Source organism: Shewanella sp. SW24, assembly GCF_025653395.1.
Classification (GTDB): domain Bacteria; phylum Pseudomonadota; class Gammaproteobacteria; order Enterobacterales; family Shewanellaceae; genus Shewanella; species Shewanella oncorhynchi.
This window is the reverse complement of sequence record NZ_JAKKSH010000003.1, coordinates 191002-210031: the sequence shown is the minus strand read 5'-3', so window position 1 is coordinate 210031 and position 19030 is coordinate 191002. Positions and strand designations below refer to the sequence as shown.

The following is a 19030-nucleotide window of genomic DNA, read 5'->3' as shown; positions in this document are numbered from 1 at the left end:
TTGATGGTTCAATGCCTGTTGTGGCTAGTTGGTTTACACGCACAGCAACAGGGCTGGGATAAGCATTTTCAGGCCAATACCATTGGGCATCGAACGGTACTCTCAACGATTCGCTTGGGATTGGAGGTACTCAGGCGGCCTGATTATCAAATCACGGAGAAAGAATTGCTGGCGGCCTGGGTATTATTCGCCAATCAGTTGCTCAAATATGGCTATGCTATGGCTGATTTATGAGGGGATCCTTCAGGGTAAAGCAGCTTTGACTGGCTTACCTCCATATTATTGATTATTTAGAGATATATTTAACCACAATATCTTACTCGCCGACTATTCTGTTAATGACGATTAAAAAAACCTGTTTCAATAATCTTATCCGCAAAAACTTTATGCACGGCAGTCGTTGGATGAGTGATCCCCCAAAACAGATACTTATCAGAGCCATAGTAGGCACAATCTTTTGTTAAGCTGTGTGACAACAAATAATCCTTACTACTATCTCTATTGATATCTAAGCAAGCATCTGTGACATTAACAAAACCATACTCTTTAGGATTTTGAATAATTTTATCAAAGATAGAATGAGCATCAAACAACACAAGATCTATACCTTTTGCTTGATACAACAGAGCCTGCTGTTTAATAAAGCCATTGAACTCTTCAATTTTTGATTTTATTTTCACAATGTTTTCTTGAGTAGAATACTTGAACTGTGGTGCGCGCGTAGCATCGGGCAATGTGAATAAAATAATATGCTGAGCCCCGCCTTCATCAACTAAACGTTTTAACCCATCACTTAAGTTCTGACTCACATCTTTAACCTCACGATCATAATTCATAAAATCATTAAGGCCAATTTCAAGTGTAAATAACGTATTTGCAGGCTGGTAATTTTCAGCCTTTTTTAAATAATGAAAATAGGATTGTATTTGATGACCTAAACCGGGAATAATCTTATATTCATCAATACCTGCGGCCCCGCCAACAGACCAATTATACAGAGGAATATTCTGCGATTTAGCTAAATATTCCGGCCATACAAATCCATTAGAAAAATGACCTAAAAACCAAGAGTTAGGATTTGGAAATCGCCACTCAGAACCATTAAATAGATTTCCCGTATCAGACAAACTATCACCAAATGCAATAATTTTGTTAATTTTATTCCCTTGTTCAGCCTTATCTTGCGTCCAGATAGTCTGATTAAATGACAATTTTTCATTAGCAGCAAAGAAGGTAATGTCTGCGACTTCGTTGTTTGAAACGCCTAATGTATCGACACACCGTTGCATGATTTCATCTTGTGACGTCTCTGTATAAAACATATTTTTACCCGAAAGCTTATGCCTCCAAGCGCCTTGAATAGAATAATATTCATCACTGTCCTTTTGCTTTGCCCACCTATGTTCAGTTGCAGGATTATTATGCGTTTGATCTAATCTATACCAACAACGAATATAAGTATGACTGTGACCAGCTTCCAAATGGTTATCTGGACCATCTGTCTCATCTATATCATCTATCTCATCGATATCCGCAGATCTAAGCGTTTCCAATATGCTAGTTTGGCTCTCCATATCATCCCTAAACGTTTCATTAGCAGCCCAAGCAGCTGAAAAAGGTAGGGTTAATGAAAAAAATAATAAAGCCTTATTCATACATTTCCTTAACAAAAATAAAATCAACACATATAAATTGGCCATAAAATTAAAATTGAGAAACCTAGTAATTCAATAGACTAATAAGTTTTGTCACAGCCAATATCAGAATAAATATTAAGTATGGGAGAATAATGATTAAAAACTCAAAAAAATATTATAATTAGTATGTTGACACCTGAAACTGGTCCGATGAGGTGATATAAAATATCCTTACTACGGGCAGTTATTTACATGAAGTGCTTAATCTTGTTTAACACTTGTGTAGATCTGCAAGTTTAGTAAGGAAAAATATCAGAATCTAAAAACGCGACGCGACAAACGATGCCTATCAGATCTTTTCCCCAGAGTAACTTGTATACAAGTTGTTATTTAAAATACGTTTTTGTGATAAAGCGCATTGATTAAACCGTATAGAGCGGGTTAAAGTGTGACCACAAAGTAAAAAGTGTGACCACTCAGGAAAATGCAGGGCAAACTCGAACTCAATCATCGAGCACGCCATTTAAGGAAGAAGAAGCAAATCAGCAATGTGCGCCCAAACTCTTAGCAGTCAACTCTGCCACCACTTTCCAAAATGATAAGTAAATTTTATTAGCGGTTTTATCATCGGGTTAGCTATTGACTCGCATTACTTCAGGGACGTAAATGACCGATTTCAGTAACAGTATGTTATCCCTAGCGATAATACTCTCCAGCATGTTTGCCATTGTGGGTGTCATGTATGGTTTGCTGAAATATCGCGATGCAACCGTAAAACTACCCGTCGATCGTGAGCAACTCACCCGTATTCCCGCTTATGGTCTTCAGCAACAAATACAAGATCTGCAGATGGACTTAATCGGCAGCATGCTGATGGGCGCGATGATAGTATCCCTGCCGTTTGCCGTCAGTAGCCTTAAAGCCCACATCACAGTCGGTCAATTCCCGTGGATATCTGTCACAACGGGTTTAATGGGATTAGCTTATTGCGGCTTTAAAACATGGAAAAACTTTTCAAAGCTCACCAAATTACGCCTAGGTCATACAGCCGAAATAGCCACAGCCAATGAACTCATAGGCTTACAAGCACTCGGTTATCAAGTATTTCACGATGTCCAAGCCGACGGCTTTAATATCGACCACCTCGTAATCGGCAAAAATGGCGTATTCGCCATTGAAACCAAAGGCCGCCATAAACGGAACAAAGACCTACTCCAAACCAATGGAACTGGCCCAGGCTCTGGTAAAAAAGGCTATCAAGTATTTTATAAAGACGGGCGATTAAACTTCCCCTCATGGACTGAAACCAAGCCCATAGAACAAGCAGAACGCCAAAGTAAGTGGGTCAGCCAATGGTTAACCAAGGCAACAGGAACACCAGTATCCTCAACCCCAGTCCTAGTATTCCCCGGCTGGTATGTCACCTGTCAATCAAAACCACCGTTCCCGATCCTCAACCACAAACAATTAGTCGGCACTATCCCAACCCTGCGAACCCAAGATCTTACCCAGCAACAAGTAGACACCATCATCTACCAAGTCGCCCAAAGATGCCTAAGTAAAAGCGAGGTGGGGAAATGATGGTACGAAAATACACTCTCTGACCACTTATGATGGATTTATATGCAATTAAGTATTCGTGATTTTGATTTTCTAAATAGTTTCGATCACCTAGGAGAATACTATCTAGACGTCCACAAAAAAAATAAAATAAATCTCTTTTCATTGAAAATTAGTGCCAATGAATTCGACTATAAATTTTTACAAGAAAACTTACTCGACCCCTTAATTGACTTCTCACTTTCAAGAGCAGTTAAAGCTGAATTCAAAGATAAACCAGGAACGCTTAGTAAAAAAGCTAGAGAAAAGTTCATTGACTATATTAGAAACAAAGGTGAATTAGGCGAATTAATTCTTTATAGCTTTTTAGAAACTCACTTAAAAGCACCTAAAATTTTATCAAAACTTGAATTAAAAACCTCGACAAGCCACTACGTAAATGGTGCTGATGGAGTTCATTTTATTAAACTAGAAAATGGTAATTATCAATTAATCTTTGGAGAATCAAAAACAGAAATAGGTATTACAAAAGGGATTACTGACGCTTTTAAGTCCATCTATGAGTTCAAAAATGAAATCAATAATAATGGTCAAAAAAAAAGTGGCCTGCCTTATGAAAAATCACTAATCAGTGATCATCTTGGCAATGAAACATTCTCTGAAGATGAAAAGAGGTTAATTAAGTCAATCATTTATCCCTCTAGAGACAGTGATTTCGATGTAGATGATGCATTTGGAATATTTATTGGTTATGAAATAACAGTTAGTGATGCAGACAAGAAACTATCAAATTCAGACTTTAGAGAAAAAATAAAAAATGATATAAAAAATGAAGTTAAAAATAAATTTGATCACATTACTAAAAAGATTGAAGAACATCAACTTTATGGACACAACTTTTATATATACATTCTGCCAATTACTGAATTAAATGACACCAGAATGAAAATTCAAAAAGGAATTACAGAATGAGTATTTTTGAATCATTAGCTGAAGAATGTCTTCAAGATGAATATTTCATATACTTGCTACATAAAGCTGAGTTGATAAATGCTAAAAGATTTTATTTTATAACAGAAGAAGGTTTTAATGAAAAGGAATATATAGATCTCCTTCGATTTTCAGACATTCTATCTAGATCTAAAAGTCCAGAGGCTATAAATAAGGCATATAAAGTAATAAGTTTATTAGCTGACACTTACAAAGAAGAAAAATTATTTACAATTTTCGCAAAGTCAATATTATTAAAAATAGGAAACTTCCCAGCAATAAAATATCTTGAGGAAAATTATAATGTTGACTGCAAATTACCTATCGAGCAATTGATATCCAAGATGGTTAAGGAAGATATTCAAAAAATACCTAATAGTGAATTAATATTCACCGACTCTCAATATGAAATTTTTGAAAGATTGAAAAATAGTAACCACTTTAGTTTTTCTGGACCAACATCTTTAGGCAAATCATTTATCATAAACGCATTTATCCGCCACCTTATATCAGAACACAAAGGTACAGACAATCTAGTTATATTAGTTCCAACTAGAGCATTAATAGGTCAGATAGTTAGTCAACTAAAAAACAACTTTTCAGATGTAGATAATTACAAGATACTAGCTTACCCCAAAGTTCCACTTTCTTACAAAGTCGAAAACTTTAAATTTATCTTTGTTTTTACACCGGAAAGACTATTAGCTTACTTATCAAATAAGGATAATCCAAAAATAGATTACCTCTTCATAGATGAGGCTCATAAAGTAATATCTAAAAAAGACTCTAGAAGCCCATTATATTATCATGCAATACTGCAAGCAGAGAAAAAGAGTGTGAAACTTTTTTTTGCATCCCCAAACATTCCAAATCCAGAGTTATTTCTTAGTATTTTTGACAAGAGCACTGATGAAAATTTAAACATAAAGAACTCACCTGTATCTCAAAATAGATATTACATGGACTTTTTGGATAAAAAGTGTATATATTTTTCTGAGTATAGAGGTGATATTAATATTCCAATAAATTTTGAAAACAAGAACTTTTTTGATTTTCTAGTTAGTTTATCTCGTGGAGATAAGAGCATTGTATATTGCAACACGAAGAAAGATACCATTGAACATGCACTAGACTTTGCTAAAAACTTACCTGAACGGAACAACAAAAAGATTAATGAATTAATTACAGTCATAAGAGAAAATTTACATAAAGATTATTATTTAATAGATTGCTTAAAAAAAGGTGTTGGATTCCACTTTGGAAACCTACCCCATGAAATAAGAGAGAAAGTTGAAGATCTTTTTTCAAGAAAAGATGGGATAGACTATCTATTTTGTACTTCTACTTTACTTGAAGGTGTCAATTTACCTGCTAAAAACATATTCATTTTAAGTAATGCTATAGGTCTATCTAAGTTTACAGATGTAGATTTCTGGAATCTAGCTGGACGAGCCGGTAGAATGACTAAAGAATTATCTGGAAATATAATTTGCGCCAGAATAGAACATAAAGAAAATCGATGGATAAATCCTGACAAAGATTTAGATGTTGCACGAAATAAAATTGTAAACCCGATTGATTCTATTCTAATCAGTGGAAAAGGAAATTTTTATAAAAATATCGAAAACTCTATAAAGGATCAGCCATTCACTAGAAAAAATGCATCGAATGATGACAAGAACATCTGGAACCATTACGCAAATATTGCACAAATCCATGAGATGCTAGGTTATGAGTCGACGCTTAGGTCAAACTTTATCGATAAAATTCCTTCTGCAAAGAAAATTTTAAGTAATGTAGCAACAGAAAATATAGTTCCTTATAAAATTTTATCATTTTCGCCTATGATAAAAATTAAATACCAAAATAACATTCTATCAATGCCTGATGATAGTAATTTAATATCTCTTACTGATGAAATCAATTACAACTCCTGTCTAGATATACTGAATTTACTTTATAAATTGTATGGTTGGGAGCATGAGGAATCCACAGGAAAAAATCCTATGTGTAGAACACAAGAAGTATTAAAGTACTACGCTGTTATTTTATCAAGCTGGATGAACTCGACTCCACTTAACTTGATGATAAAGAATGCTCTAGATCATTATGAAAAAAAAGGTGAAATTTGGGATAACAATTTAAGAACGAACATTTTATTTAGTCGCACAAACAAGCAACATACAAACATTGTAATAAATGAATTAATATCCGATATAGATAATGTACTCAGATTTAAACTAAAGAACTATTTTGATAACTATTATCTTCTACTAAAAGAAAGGCAAGGTGGTAACACAATAGGAGTAAATTGGGCTGATTTTCTTGAATATGGAACCAATAATTATAAGGTCATTGAGTTACAAAACATAGGTTTCTCAAGAACTTTAGCTTTGACTCTATTGGAACGCTGTTATGAACACCTTAAATTTGAAGGAGATGAGCTGGTATCACTTCATACTGAAAAAATATCTTTATCACTTCAAGATACACCATCTGAAAATAAAGAATTTAGAGAAGTAATGTCATTGGATAGGTAATAATAACGAGTCAGTAAGCTAATTTACTAATATCAAGACAGGCATAACTATTCATTCAATGGTTACACCAAACACAGCATTGTTGCACCAGTGACCTTCTAAAACAGGATGTTTTAGTAGAGCCTACAAGGATGTATCCACGGCGAGTCACTGGTGTAACAGTGCGAGAGCCTGCGGCAGGCAATTGGGAAATATCGTAGCTAGAAGCCATGATAAAGCTATTTCGCAGCACTTAACTCAGCAGAAATAAAATTCAAATCATTAAAGGTGGACGGCACAATTTAGCCCTTCTAAAGTAGAAAGTTGTGATTGGGGTGATAAGATACTGGGTGATGCTCTTTCTATTCTAAGAGGTAAAATATTGTGAAAATGAGATATCAAGAAGGTGATATTTTTATTATTCCTACAGAGGGTAAATTTGCCATCTGCCAAATTGTTTTTGCCCCAAAAGGGAAGTTTAAGCAAGTCATAGGTTTCTGCGTCCTATTTGTACAGGATAATAAAGTTTTTAAAAGTGATGACGTACTTCGCCCTCTTCCTATCATGGATATGGGGAAAGAGATGAAAGTTATATTTACTGGGAATCAAAATGTAAAAAATGGTTCTTGGGAGATAATTGGACATGCAGACCTGACCGAAGATAAAGACGAATTAAGGATCTTTAATTATGCAGGAGGGCTATATAAGGGAGAGAAAGAAATTAAACGAATCCCTGTCTCTGAGTATATTAACTATACCTCAATGGAGGTGTATGGTTTCGAGCTTGTTAATAGCTTATTGGCAAGCCTGTAACACCTCCGTTTTATCAGCCAGCGTCTTGTATTTGGGATATATCAGAACTGTACTAAACCGTTACACCAGAATAGGCATTGTTGCACCAGTGACCTTTTAAAACATAGGTCTTTTAGTTGAGCCTACAGGGGCTATTTTATTTAAGCATAAGCACGGCGAGTCACAGGTGTAGCTCATACAAGAGCGTCAAGAGCATGCAGAATCCTGCGGCAGGCAACAAAAAAAGCGACCTTTCGGTCGCTTTTTGATGCTTCAAATTCGCTGAAGCCGAAGAATGATAATGGCGTTACTGCCGACGATAAGGCAAGGAAGCCGATGCTTTTCGCCACGGAGTTGACTGGTGTCAATGAGTAGCGAAAAGTGTTGGCTGACGCCGAATTATCTAGGCCAAGTAGCCATTATTAATTATTCGTAGTCTGATAATGGTGCACAACTACACATCAAATTCCGGTCGCCGTAAACATCGTCAATACGATTCACGGTTGGCCAGAACTTGTTAGTGCGTACTGCTGCACTTGGAAACACGGCCACTTCGCGGCTGTATGGACGCGTATCAAAATCTGGGTCCATGATATCGGCCATAGTGTGCGGTGCGTTGTGCAGCGGGTTGTTGTCCGCTGGCCATTCACCCGATTCTACTTTGGCGATTTCGGCACGGATTGACACCATAGCGTCGATGAAACGATCGAGTTCCACCTTAGACTCAGATTCCGTAGGCTCAATCATCAGGGTTCCCGCAACGGGGAAGCTCATGGTTGGTGCGTGGAAACCGTAGTCATTCAAACGCTTAGCGATATCCATTTCGGTCACGCCTGAAGCTTCTTTCAGTGGACGTAGGTCGATAATACATTCGTGCGCGACGCGATCATTACGGCCACGGAACAATACTGGGTAGTGTTCAGACAGCTTCTTCATCACGTAGTTAGCGTTTAACAGCGCAGTTTGGGTCGACTTTTTCAGACCCTTTGAACCAAGCAGCTTAATGTACATCCAGCTGATCGGCAGAATGCCAGCACTACCATAAGGTGCGGCTGAGACGGCGCCGTTGTTGTCGCTCACGCGGCCCGGTTTCACCACAACGTGGCCCGCAACAAATGGGGCTAAGTGTGCTTTCACGCCGATTGGGCCCATACCTGGACCACCGCCGCCGTGTGGAATCGCGAAGGTTTTGTGCAGGTTTAGGTGTGATACGTCGGCACCGATAAAGCCAGGAGACGTTAAGCCGACCTGAGCGTTCATGTTGGCGCCATCTAAGTACACTTGACCACCGTGCTGATGCACTATGTTGCAGATTTCGCGGATAGATTCTTCATACACACCGTGGGTCGATGGGTAAGTGATCATGATGCAAGACAGGTTTTCAGCCACTTCGGCAGCTTTAGTCTTCAGATCTTCTAAATCGACGTTACCTTGCTTATCACACGCCGTCACCACCACTTGCATACCGGCTAATTGTGCCGATGCAGGGTTAGTACCGTGGGCAGATTGCGGGATCAAACAGATGTTTCTGTGCGCATCGCCACGTGACTCATGGTATTTCTTGATAGCTAACAAGCCAGCGTATTCACCTTGAGCGCCAGAGTTAGGTTGGATGCACACAGCGTCGTAGCCTGTAATGTTCACTAACCAAGTCGACAACTCTTCAATCAACTGAGTAAAGCCTTTAGCTTGATCCAGTGGGCTGAATGGGTGCATGTTGGCAAATTCTGGCCAGCTCACAGGGAGCATTTCAACCGCTGCGTTTAACTTCATGGTGCATGAGCCCAGTGAAATCATCGAGTAGTTAAGAGCTAAATCTTTGCTTTCGAGACGTTTGATATAACGCATCATCTCGGTTTCGCTTTGATAGCGATTGAAGGTTGGGTGGCTTAAAATCGCATCTTGGCGCACAAGTGCCGCCGGAATCGATTGGCTACCTTGGCTCACGATTTGCGCGTCTAACGCGGCAACATCTAAACCATGGCCAGCACCTAAGATCACATCGAACAGGGCTTCGATATCTGTGCGTAATGTGGTTTCGTCTAAGCTCACGCCCACAATACCATCGGCATCGAAACGTAGATTCATTTCAGCAGCCAGTGCGCGTGCATTGACGGCAGCAACATCTAAGCCTTTGATGCTAACAGTATCAAACCAAGTGCTGTTGACTAAGTTCACGCCCTTCGCTTTTAAGCCTGCCGCTAAAATGTCGGCGAAACGGTGAATGCGTGATGCGATAGTTTTCAGGCCATCTGGGCCGTGGAATACGGCGTAGAAAGACGCCATATTCGCCAACAGAATTTGTGCAGTACAAATGTTTGAGTTGGCTTTTTCGCGGCGGATATGTTGCTCACGAGTTTGCATTGCCATACGCAGTGCGCGGTTACCACGGGCGTCTTTTGACACACCAATGATACGGCCAGGCATAGAACGTTTGTGCTCGTCACGGGCAACGAAGAAGGCCGCGTGTGGACCACCAAAGCCCATTGGCACGCCAAAACGCTGTGCACTACCAAATACCACATCGGCACCCATAGCGCCCGGTGATTTCAGTAATACCAAAGACATAATGTCGGCGGCGACAGTCACAACCACATTCTTCGCACGCAGAGTTGCGAATAATTCAGTGAAGTCAGTGATTTGACCGAAACGGTTAGTATATTGGAACAAAGCACCAAACAGCTCATGGTTAACGGCCTCAGATGCAGGGCCAACCACCACTTCAAAACCAAAACACTCAGCGCGGGTTTTCACTACGTCTAAGGTTTGCGGGAACACATCATCAGCAACGAAGAAAATATTGGCTTTTTTCGCTTTAGAAACGCGCTTTGCCAGCGCCATTGCTTCGGCAGCAGCAGTTGCTTCATCTAATAAAGAAGCAGAAGCCAAATCTAAACCCGTTAAGTCCATCGACACTTGTTGGAAGTTTAGAATGGCTTCTAAACGGCCTTGGGCGATTTCTGGCTGATATGGCGTGTAAGCCGTGTACCAACCTGGGTTTTCAAATACGTTACGCAGGATCACGTTTGGCACTTGAGTGCCGTAGTAACCCATGCCGATATAGCTCTTAAATACTTGGTTTTGTTTCGCTAAACCACGAATGTAAGCAATGCCTTCGGCTTCGCCGCAGGAATCACCAATGCTCAGATCTTGGCTTAAACGGATCGACTCAGGCACAATTTGCGCGGTCAGATCGTCCAGAGACTCAGCACCAACATAGTTCAGCATGGCTTGCTGTTGGCTGCTATCTGGGCCGATATGACGACGTAGGAATAAATCGTGCTGTTCTAACTGAGTGAGGGTTTGCTTGGTCATGATAAACCTTGTTCCAGATTTGCCGAAATTCAGAACTGTAGGGTACTGATTAACGGACTGTTGTTATGTCAATCTTGCGCTAAAACAAACGAAGCCCCTTAGGGCTTCGTTAGCGTCGACGATTATTCTTCGTCGATGACAGCTTGGTAGCCTTCAGCATCCAGCAGAGCGTCGACTTCTGATTCGTCAGAAGGCATTACGCGGAAGAACCAGCCTTCGCCGTAAGCACTGCTGTTAACGAGTTCTGGCGAATCTTCCAGCGCTTCGTTCACGGCAATCACTTCGCCAGAAATAGGGGCATAAATGTCAGACGCCGCTTTTACTGATTCAGCTACAGCACAGTCTTCACCCGCAGTCACAGTGTCGCCAACTTCTGGGAGTTCAACGAAAACCATGTCACCTAACAGCTCTTGGGCGTGCTCAGTGATACCTACTGTGTAGCTACCGTCTTCTTCCTTGCGGATCCATTCGTGTGAAGAGGCGTATTTCAGTTCTGTCGGAATATTGCTCATTGTTCTTGTTCCTTGTTCCGTTTTTTTAAAATGCTTGTTTACCGTTGCGCACAAAGTTTGGCGCCACTACTCTAACAGCCACACGTTTTTTACGCATTTCGACTTCCGCAGTATCCCCAATCGAACTAGGAACACGTGCCATCGCAATAGAATAGCCCAATGTTGGCGAGAAAGTCCCGCTGGTGATCACGCCTTGTTGCTCTACACCGGCTGCGTCAGTGAAAAATACTGGCATATCATGGCGTAACACGCCCTTTTCTTCCATCACTAGACCAACAAGTTTGCTGGTTCCGGCATCGCGAAGTGTTTCGAGGGCTTTACGGCCGATGAAGTCACGGTCGCTTGGTTCCCATGCAATAGTCCAGCCCATGTTGGCGGCCAATGGGTTGATGGTTTCGTCCATGTCTAAGCCGTAAAGATTCATACCAGCTTCGAGACGCAGCGTGTCACGGGCACCGAGACCACAAGGTTTAACCCCTTGATCTAACAATGCTTGCCACAAGGCTTGGGCTTCATCTTCTGGGACGATAATTTCGTAGCCCGCTTCGCCTGTGTAACCCGTAGTCGCAATAAACAGTGAGCCAGCTTGCTTACCGAAGAAAGGTTTCATGCCTTCGATGGCGGCGTTTTGCTCAGCACTGAACACGGCAGCGGCTTTCGCTTTTGCGTTAGGACCTTGAACGGCAATCATCGCCAGCTCAGGACGCTCAGTCACAGTGACATCAAAACCTTGGGATTGCTTGGCGATCCAAGCGAGATCTTTTTCGCGGGTCGCTGAGTTCACTACCACGCGGTAGTTAGTGTCAGTGAGGTAATAAGTGATGAGGTCGTCGATGATACCAGCATTGTCATCTAACATGCCGCTGTATAAGGCTTTACCTGGCACTTTAAGTCTAGCCACATCGTTCGCCAGCAACTTACGTAGAAATGCACCAGCGTCGCTACCTATCACATCAACCACAGTCATGTGGGATACGTCGAACATACCCGCGTCTTGACGCACAGCGTTGTGTTCTTCGATTTGTGAACCATAGTTGAGGGGCATATCCCAACCGTGGAAGTCGACCATCTTAGCGTTTGATTCTAAGTGCTTGTTAAACAGAATAGTTTTGTTAGCCATTGTTATCCCTTTTTGCGGCCTTTTTCAGGTCTCTGCCTAGTGTAGGGTGTAGATACTAGGGTCTAAAATGCGGCGAAATTATACCTTGCGTCACAAATTTGTATACAGGAGATTTTTCTAATCCGAAGCCATTGTCATTAGATTTTCTCATCTTCAACATGTAATTTTTTTACATGCGAAGGCCAGATTTGCGCAGCTTGCAGTCAAATTGCTGATATTGTCGGCAATTCTGATCACATTAGCGCAACCTAGGCTAACGGCACAACTTAGGCAGTGCCGACTTATTGCCCATGGCCTGTTGTATGAACACTGTTTTCAGCCCAGCGACATTATCAACCAGATTTAAGCCCAGATCGCGAATCGCCTTTTTGACTGGGTTTGAACCTTCGAATAGGCGTTTAAAGCCCTCCATCGCCGCGATCATCTCCATTGCATCGGCTTTGCGCCAACGTTCAAGTGCACGCAGCTGCGCATAATCGCCGATATCTTTACCCGCTTGCTGTAATTCGCTGATGACTTCGATGATGCTGGCCGCATCTAAAAAGCCGAGGTTCACCCCTTGGCCAGCCAGCGGATGAATAGTATGGGCAGCGTCGCCTGCCAACACTAAACGGTGGCGGGCAAAATGGCGGGCGTAGCGCATCCGTAATGGAAAGGCTTGGCGCTCGCTTTCCAGCTTGCAAATCCCTAAACGACCGTCGAAAGCAGCGGTTAAGTTGCGCTCGAATTGCACTTTATCCATTGCCAATAATTCAGTGGCGCGCTCGGGCGGCACCGACCAGACGATAGAGCAGAGATTGTCTTCATACAGAGGTAAAAATGCTAGCGGGCCGTCCTGCAAAAACACTTGGCGGGCGGTGGCAAGGTGTGGCATTTCGGTACGAATAGTTGCGACGATTGCGTGGTGGCCGTAATCCCAAAAGGTCAGCGGGATCTTGCATTGCTCGCGCACCCAAGAGTTGGCGCCATCAGCGGCTATCACAAGTGCAGCACTGACACTTTCTATTTCAGAATCGGCGCCATTGGCAAGGGTCAACCAAGCTTCACGCTCACCAAAAGCAATGCGCTCTATGCGTTGGTTTTGAATATGGGTGATATTGTCAAACTCACTGACACGTTTGGCGAGGGCAAAGCTAATGGCATCGTTTTCGATAATCGCGCCGAGACTTGTTTCGCTGATGCTGTTGGCATCAAAGGCAATTTTACCGAAACCGTCTTTATCCCACACCGCCATTTTTTGATAAGGCGTAGCGCGGGAAGTGTCTAAATAACTCCATGCCCCTAAGTTTTCTAACAAGCGCTGGCTCGCCTTATTGATGGCGCTCACCCGTAAACGCGGCTCGCCGCTCACGACCTCTGTGTGGCCCGCATCGATAACGACGACATTCAGATCGGCCTGCGCCAATCCAATCGCGGTGGCGAGTCCCACCATGCCGCCACCCACAATGGCAATGTCATAGGCTTGTGAACTTAACATGGGTACATCCTTTTCGCGTTGCGATACCAGTAAATTGCGGAGTTATTTCCAGCCCATTGCCTTTTGAGCGACGGGGGTTTTCAGTGGCGGAAACCAAGACAAAAGCCGTAATCCTAAGTTACGCCCCAGCGCCATCGGCCAATATTGGTTTGAAAAGCCACGGACTAAAAATTCGATATTTCGGATAGTGCTGTTTCTGTCGTGCTCGCGGGCATTAAGGTACGCATGGGTCACAGCGGCGGAGCCAATATCTTCGCCCTGAGCTAGCGCCGTTTGGATTACCTCGAGCAAACTCACCACATCCCGCAGTCCTAAGTTAAACCCTTGCCCCGCAATCGGATGCAGTGTCTGCGCCGCATTGCCGATAAACACACATCTGTGATGAATTGGCCTTGGCATATAGGACAAATTAAGCGGATACGCATGGCGCGCGCTGACATCGATAAACGTGCCCGCACGATAACCAAAGGCCTGTTGAAGCGCCGCTAAAAACTCGGCCTTAGGCGCGTCTTGCATCTGTTTAGCCCGAGCATCATCGAGCGCCCACACGAGAGATAAGCGAGGTTGACCTTGAATATCGGCCATAGGCAATAACGCTAAGGGACCTGTTTGGGTAAAGCGCTCATAGGCCCAATGTTTGTGAGGCCTATTGGTTGGCAAATCGGCGGTTTGAATATTGGCAATAATGGCCGTTTGTTCGAAGGCCACTTGAGTCACGGGCAAATTAAAACTGCTGCGCACTTTGGATTGCAAACCATCGGCTGCAACCACAAGTTTGGCTTGAATTCGCTCGCCCGTATCGAGCACTAAGGTGTGACCTTCAACGGCGGGTTCTACTTGGGCAAGCTTGGCGGGGCAATAGAGTTTGACATTACTCTTATTCAACTCGTTAAACAGCACTTGGCCAACCCGTTCAAGTTCAACCACTTGGCCTAGGGCATCTAAATGAAACTGCGCCGCATTGAGTTCTGTCATGCCAAAGTGGCCGCGATCCGACACATGGATATTTTCAATCGCCGTGCCCAAATGGGCGAGCTTTTGCCATAAACCTAAACGGGATAATTCGAAAATAGAACCGTGGGCGATAGCAATAGAGCGAGCATCGAATCCGGGATGTTGCTTATCGGGAAGGTGCGCTTCGATTAAGGCAATAGAAAGTGGCCGAGCTGCGGATAAAGAAAGACGCGCGAGAGCTAACGCTAGGGTCGCCCCCGCCATCGCACCGCCTACAATCGCGATGTCGACGTGTTGAACTGAAGTATCCATGTGATTTGTGGCCGTCATGGGGATCTCATTCAAGCTTTGGCATAACACTAAGGCATGTAAACATAAAAGATGTAAACATCAATGCTATGCACTCAAAAATACCAGTGCTATGGACTCAAAGGCAGGTTTGCCCACCTTTGACATCTAATGAAGCCACTACTGTGTTAACTTATTGAACATTAAACAACTGCGGTAAATTAATGCACCACCGCAGTATCGTCAGCCTCGCCATGGGGAAGCTCAGGACCAAATTCCGAGTAACACATGATGGCTGCAATACGGACAAACTCGAGTAATTCAGTGTAAGCGGCTTCGGACTCTTCATCGTCGGCAACATCAAATTCCACTTGGGCAATTTCCGCCAAGTCTTTGATCACTTCACGTACTTCTGCCGAGGCTTGATTCAGTTTCGGCTGAATAATCGCCATGCCAGTCAAAAAACTCTGGGTCCACAGAGACAAGGCTTCAACACGTTGGCTGAGCGGCTCTTCTTCTTCAGGCAACAGCGGCATGAAACCAAATTCAAAATCCACTAAACGCGTCACTGAATCGTTAAACAAATCACACACTAATTGGTGCAACTGCGCTGGCAAAGGTTGACCATCGTTCATCAGGTCGAATAAAGGCTTGATCCAAGTGTCGCCAGTTTGCTCTACACCACCGCAGATTAAACCGACTAAAGCACCGTGAACTTCTACCGGATGCTGGCCGATTTCAGCCGCATCTAAGGCGAGTTTTAAGCTGTCGATACGTAACGAAGGAGGGGTTGCCATATCAGATCCCAATAAGATTTTTCCAGCAGCAATGCTAGCAGAGATAAAGACTTGAACCAATACTGAATCCCAATAATGGCGAAATCGGCCACGCCCTGATAAAAAACTATCCAACTGCTCACACAAACAGCAAACAAAACCGTCAAAGACCAATCCATTTGCGGCTTACCTTGCACTTTTAAGATCAGCCCTATATAGTCCGCCCTAAGAGGCTAACGAAAGGATCACCCGCGACATGAGTAACAGTGCTGTTGAAATTACCCTACTTGGGCGCACCTACTCTATCGCTTGCCCGAAAGGTCAAGAGGATGCCTTACGTACGGTAGCGTTGGGAGTTGAACAACAACTCACAGCGTTAAAAACCCGAACCAATAGCCTAAGCCGTGAAGAAATTGCGATCATGGCGGCGCTGAATATTGGACACGAGTTGTTCCAAGAAAAGCAAAAAAATAAGCACTACATGCAACAGATGGACGACAGGATCAGCTTGCTGCAGTCGACCCTCGAAAGTGCCTTAGTTGAGCGTTCAACTAAATAGATTTAAACTGTGCACCTTAGTGATTTAACACTCATTGAGTTAAACCAACTGACGCACAGTGAATGGCTAAACTGGATTATCAACATAAACCAATGCTTTAGCGATTCAATACCGTTTTGCTCCCTGGGATGCATGCCAACTGGTAATGTCCCTGTGCCGATAATTTTTATCTCAGGGTGAATGCTTTACTGACATTGTGCATGCTCGGCTTGTACCGAGAAGCCTTAGGAGGTAATCATTTACCCGCCTTGAACCTACGGTTCAAGGGCTACACCGGTAGCGGCATTCTGGGGAGCATCTTAATTCTATGTCTACATCTTCCAAACTTTCTCATTTGAATGCCAAAAGCGACACGGCGCAACTTGCCGTAGAAGTCGCGGATGCCGTAGATGTCACAAACTATGCGGCAAATATCGCACTCCATACAAAAGAAAGCCGCAATCTGTTACGCAAAGCCATTCGCACCGCCCGTAAATATCTCTCCGAAATAGAACAAACCCAAGCAAGTTTAAACGCCTGCCAGCGAATGCTCGATGCATTGCAGGCCAACAAAGCGCAACATGTAGCGTTATATCTCACCCATGATGGCGAACTCGCCACGCCACCGCTGATCGCTGCGCTGTGGCAAATGGGCATAAACACCTATCTGCCTAGGTTACATCCCTTCAATGCCGGACAATTATTATTCCTGCATTACACCGCAGACACGCCGATGCAGGCGAATCAATTCGGCATCTTAGAACCTAAGTTAGATGTGCGCGCCATTATCCCAGTAACTGAGCTAGATGTGGTTATCACGCCCTTAGTGGCTTTTGATTTAATGGGGAATCGTATGGGCATGGGCGGCGGCTATTACGATAGGACACTGGCGAACTGGCAGCTCAAAGGTAAACCTTTGCCTATGGGTTACGCCCACGACTGTCAGCAAGTGACGAGTTTACCTTGCGAACATTGGGATGTGCCTTTACCGTTCATCATCACCCCAAGTCGGGTACTGACGTTTTGAAAAAGAAGGATCTAGAAGCTAGATTCTACAGCCATGCAGTGGCGTTCTAGAGCCTTCTCTACCTTAAATGCCGGCCACCATCGACATTATGGCAACGACCAGTGACGTAGCGGCTATTCAGCAGATATTCCACTAAGTCGATAATTTCCTCATTCCCCGCCTCTTTCGGCAACAGCGCTTTGGCTAAGGTTTTTTGCTGATAGGCAGCGTCATCACCCGCATTAAATAGGATCATCGCAGGCGCAATCGAATTCACTTTGACCTCGGGCGCAAATTTGGCGGCAAAGGATAGCGTCATATTGTGCAGCGCGGCTTTACTGGCGGCATAGGCGATATGCTTCTGACTGCCCTTCTCTGCCACATAGTCAGTAATATGAATCACATCACTGCCGCCGATTTCATCGCCAGCAGCCGCACGTAGCTGCGCCTCTAAGGCCAAGTTCAACTGATAGGGTACGCTCACATGCACTTGCATCATCCGCTGCAGCACTTCACTCATTGTAAAAGTGGCACTCTTTAAAGACTCATTCTTTGTAAGCACAGGATCAGGCAGCCAGTCCGAGGCATTGTGAATAATGGCGCGAACTTGAGGCTGTTGAGTTAACTCATCAATTAAGGATTGCACTTGGGCATCGTCATAAAAATCGCAGGGATACAGGGTCGCACCTAAGGTGGTAAGCTCATCAATGCTAGCGTAATGGCTGCGATAAGTACCAATCACGCGCTGACCTTGGGCGAGAAAATGTTTGGCTAAGGCGTAACCTATGCGTTTACCTACGCCTGTGATTATGATGGGAGATGTCATACCTATCCTTTTGAGTCGTTATTTGTCAGGCTTTACCTTGTGCACTTAAAAATCAGCAATCAAGTTAAACTAATGAATAACCAAGATGTTACTGTACTCATTTAAATTTAACCTAACAAAAAGCCAAATGAGGGGGCTGAACCGTTCTACAATCACTTCGATCTAAAACCCTTTATTCTGCGTATAGGGTAGAAGAAAACCAAGCTTAAGTACTCAAGCCAAGAGCTTAGACCAAGTATTGTGATCAAGTCATCAGAGGTAATACCGATGGAACTGCGGATTTTTTACGATGGGAATTGTCCATTATGTAGCGCCGAAATGCGTCAATTGAAAGCGCGCGATCCGAAGAACTTGATTGCGCTTGAGGATTTAAATGCGCCAGACTTTAATGAGCGCTTCAGCCATATCAATAAAGACTACGCAAATACGATTCTCCATGGCGAAACCGCAACGGGCGAAGTGTTACTCGGGTTAGATGTCACTTGCAAAGCGTGGGCACTGACAGGAACACGCGCTTGGATCCAACTATTACGCCTGCCCGTGATTAAAACTGTGGCCGATTGGTGCTATCTCAGATTCGCAAAACACAGATATCGCATCTCTTATTTACTGACGGGCAAAGCCCGCTGCGATGATAACTGCCAAATTCCCACTAAGCGCCGCTGATCAACTGAATTAGCTTAGTAAAGTATAAAACCCAGGCATAAAAAAACGAAGCTC

At 43.3% G+C, this 19030-nt stretch carries 15 protein-coding genes, 1 other RNA gene and 1 pseudogene; 9 read left to right on the top strand and 8 right to left on the bottom strand.

What is annotated here, in order from left to right; translation table 11 throughout:
* Positions 1–234: pseudogene (locus L5M17_RS05000) on the top strand (IS4 family transposase); the annotation flags it as partial.
* A gap of 101 nt (positions 235–335) precedes the next feature.
* Here the strand turns inward: L5M17_RS05000 and L5M17_RS04995 are convergent.
* Entirely contained in the window at positions 336–1655 is a 1320-nt protein-coding gene (locus tag L5M17_RS04995; protein ID WP_263145652.1) for an SGNH/GDSL hydrolase family protein, read from the bottom strand.
* 648 nt (positions 1656–2303) lie between these two features.
* Between L5M17_RS04995 and L5M17_RS04990 the strand changes: the two genes are divergently transcribed.
* The 4 genes from L5M17_RS04990 to L5M17_RS04975 all read left to right on the top strand — a co-directional run bounded on the left by L5M17_RS04990 (position 2304) and on the right by L5M17_RS04975 (position 7519).
* Positions 2304–3218 carry a nuclease-related domain-containing protein gene (locus L5M17_RS04990; protein ID WP_263145649.1) on the top strand — a complete coding sequence of 305 codons (915 nt, stop codon included), beginning with the start codon at positions 2304–2306 and terminating at the stop codon, positions 3216–3218.
* Between the two features lie 42 nt (positions 3219–3260).
* Entirely contained in the window at positions 3261–4169 is a 909-nt protein-coding gene (locus tag L5M17_RS04985; protein WP_263145645.1) for a DUF1837 domain-containing protein, read from the top strand.
* A complete protein-coding gene (locus L5M17_RS04980) occupies positions 4166–6727 on the top strand; it encodes a DEAD/DEAH box helicase (RefSeq protein ID WP_263145643.1) in 2562 nt (853 codons plus the stop codon). The genes L5M17_RS04985 and L5M17_RS04980 overlap by 4 nt, the downstream gene beginning before the upstream one ends.
* Positions 6728–7096: 369 nt before the next feature.
* Positions 7097–7519, top strand: coding sequence for an immunity 26/phosphotriesterase HocA family protein (locus L5M17_RS04975; protein WP_263145667.1), 423 nt, complete (start codon positions 7097–7099; stop codon positions 7517–7519).
* A gap of 405 nt (positions 7520–7924) precedes the next feature.
* Here the strand turns inward: L5M17_RS04975 and gcvP are convergent, their stop codons facing one another.
* From gcvP to L5M17_RS04945, 6 genes are all read right to left on the bottom strand, one after another.
* The gene (gene gcvP, locus L5M17_RS04970) at positions 7925–10813 is read right to left on the bottom strand and encodes an aminomethyl-transferring glycine dehydrogenase (protein ID WP_263145641.1); all 2889 of its coding nucleotides are present in this window, start codon (positions 10811–10813) and stop codon (positions 7925–7927) included.
* A 122-nt stretch (positions 10814–10935) separates the two neighbouring features.
* On the bottom strand, positions 10936–11325 hold the full coding sequence (gene gcvH, locus L5M17_RS04965; protein ID WP_011845766.1) for a glycine cleavage system protein GcvH: 390 nt from the start codon (positions 11323–11325) through the stop codon (positions 10936–10938).
* 25 nt (positions 11326–11350) lie between these two features.
* Complete coding sequence (gene gcvT, locus L5M17_RS04960) at positions 11351–12445, bottom strand: glycine cleavage system aminomethyltransferase GcvT (RefSeq protein ID WP_219250422.1); 1095 nt, start codon at positions 12443–12445, stop codon at positions 11351–11353.
* Positions 12446–12698: 253 nt separating this feature from the next.
* Complete coding sequence (locus tag L5M17_RS04955) at positions 12699–13922, bottom strand: FAD-dependent monooxygenase (RefSeq protein WP_263145638.1); 1224 nt, start codon at positions 13920–13922, stop codon at positions 12699–12701.
* 42 nt (positions 13923–13964) lie between these two features.
* Positions 13965–15206, bottom strand: a complete 1242-nt coding sequence (ubiH, locus tag L5M17_RS04950) for a 2-octaprenyl-6-methoxyphenyl hydroxylase (protein WP_263145634.1) — start codon at positions 15204–15206, stop codon at positions 13965–13967.
* Positions 15207–15385: 179 nt separating this feature from the next.
* On the bottom strand, positions 15386–15961 hold the full coding sequence (locus L5M17_RS04945; protein WP_105252998.1) for a UPF0149 family protein: 576 nt from the start codon (positions 15959–15961) through the stop codon (positions 15386–15388).
* 235 nt (positions 15962–16196) lie between these two features.
* On the opposite strand from L5M17_RS04945, the gene L5M17_RS04940 reads away from it, so the two are divergent.
* From L5M17_RS04940 to L5M17_RS04930, 3 genes are all read left to right on the top strand, one after another.
* Positions 16197–16499 carry a cell division protein ZapA gene (locus L5M17_RS04940; protein ID WP_263145631.1) on the top strand — a complete coding sequence of 101 codons (303 nt, stop codon included), beginning with the start codon at positions 16197–16199 and terminating at the stop codon, positions 16497–16499.
* A gap of 117 nt (positions 16500–16616) precedes the next feature.
* Positions 16617–16797: non-coding RNA, 6S RNA (ssrS, locus tag L5M17_RS04935), on the top strand.
* Positions 16798–16806: 9 nt separating this feature from the next.
* A complete protein-coding gene (locus L5M17_RS04930; RefSeq protein WP_263145627.1) occupies positions 16807–17505 on the top strand; it encodes a 5-formyltetrahydrofolate cyclo-ligase in 699 nt (232 codons plus the stop codon).
* A gap of 58 nt (positions 17506–17563) precedes the next feature.
* On the opposite strand, the gene folM is transcribed toward L5M17_RS04930, so the two are convergent.
* Positions 17564–18310 carry a dihydromonapterin reductase gene (gene folM / locus L5M17_RS04925; RefSeq protein WP_263145624.1) on the bottom strand — a complete coding sequence of 249 codons (747 nt, stop codon included), beginning with the start codon at positions 18308–18310 and terminating at the stop codon, positions 17564–17566.
* Between the two features lie 267 nt (positions 18311–18577).
* On the opposite strand from folM, the gene L5M17_RS04920 reads away from it, so the two are divergent.
* A complete protein-coding gene (locus tag L5M17_RS04920; protein ID WP_219233866.1) occupies positions 18578–18976 on the top strand; it encodes a thiol-disulfide oxidoreductase DCC family protein in 399 nt (132 codons plus the stop codon).
* Positions 18977–19030: the final 54 nt, after the last annotated feature.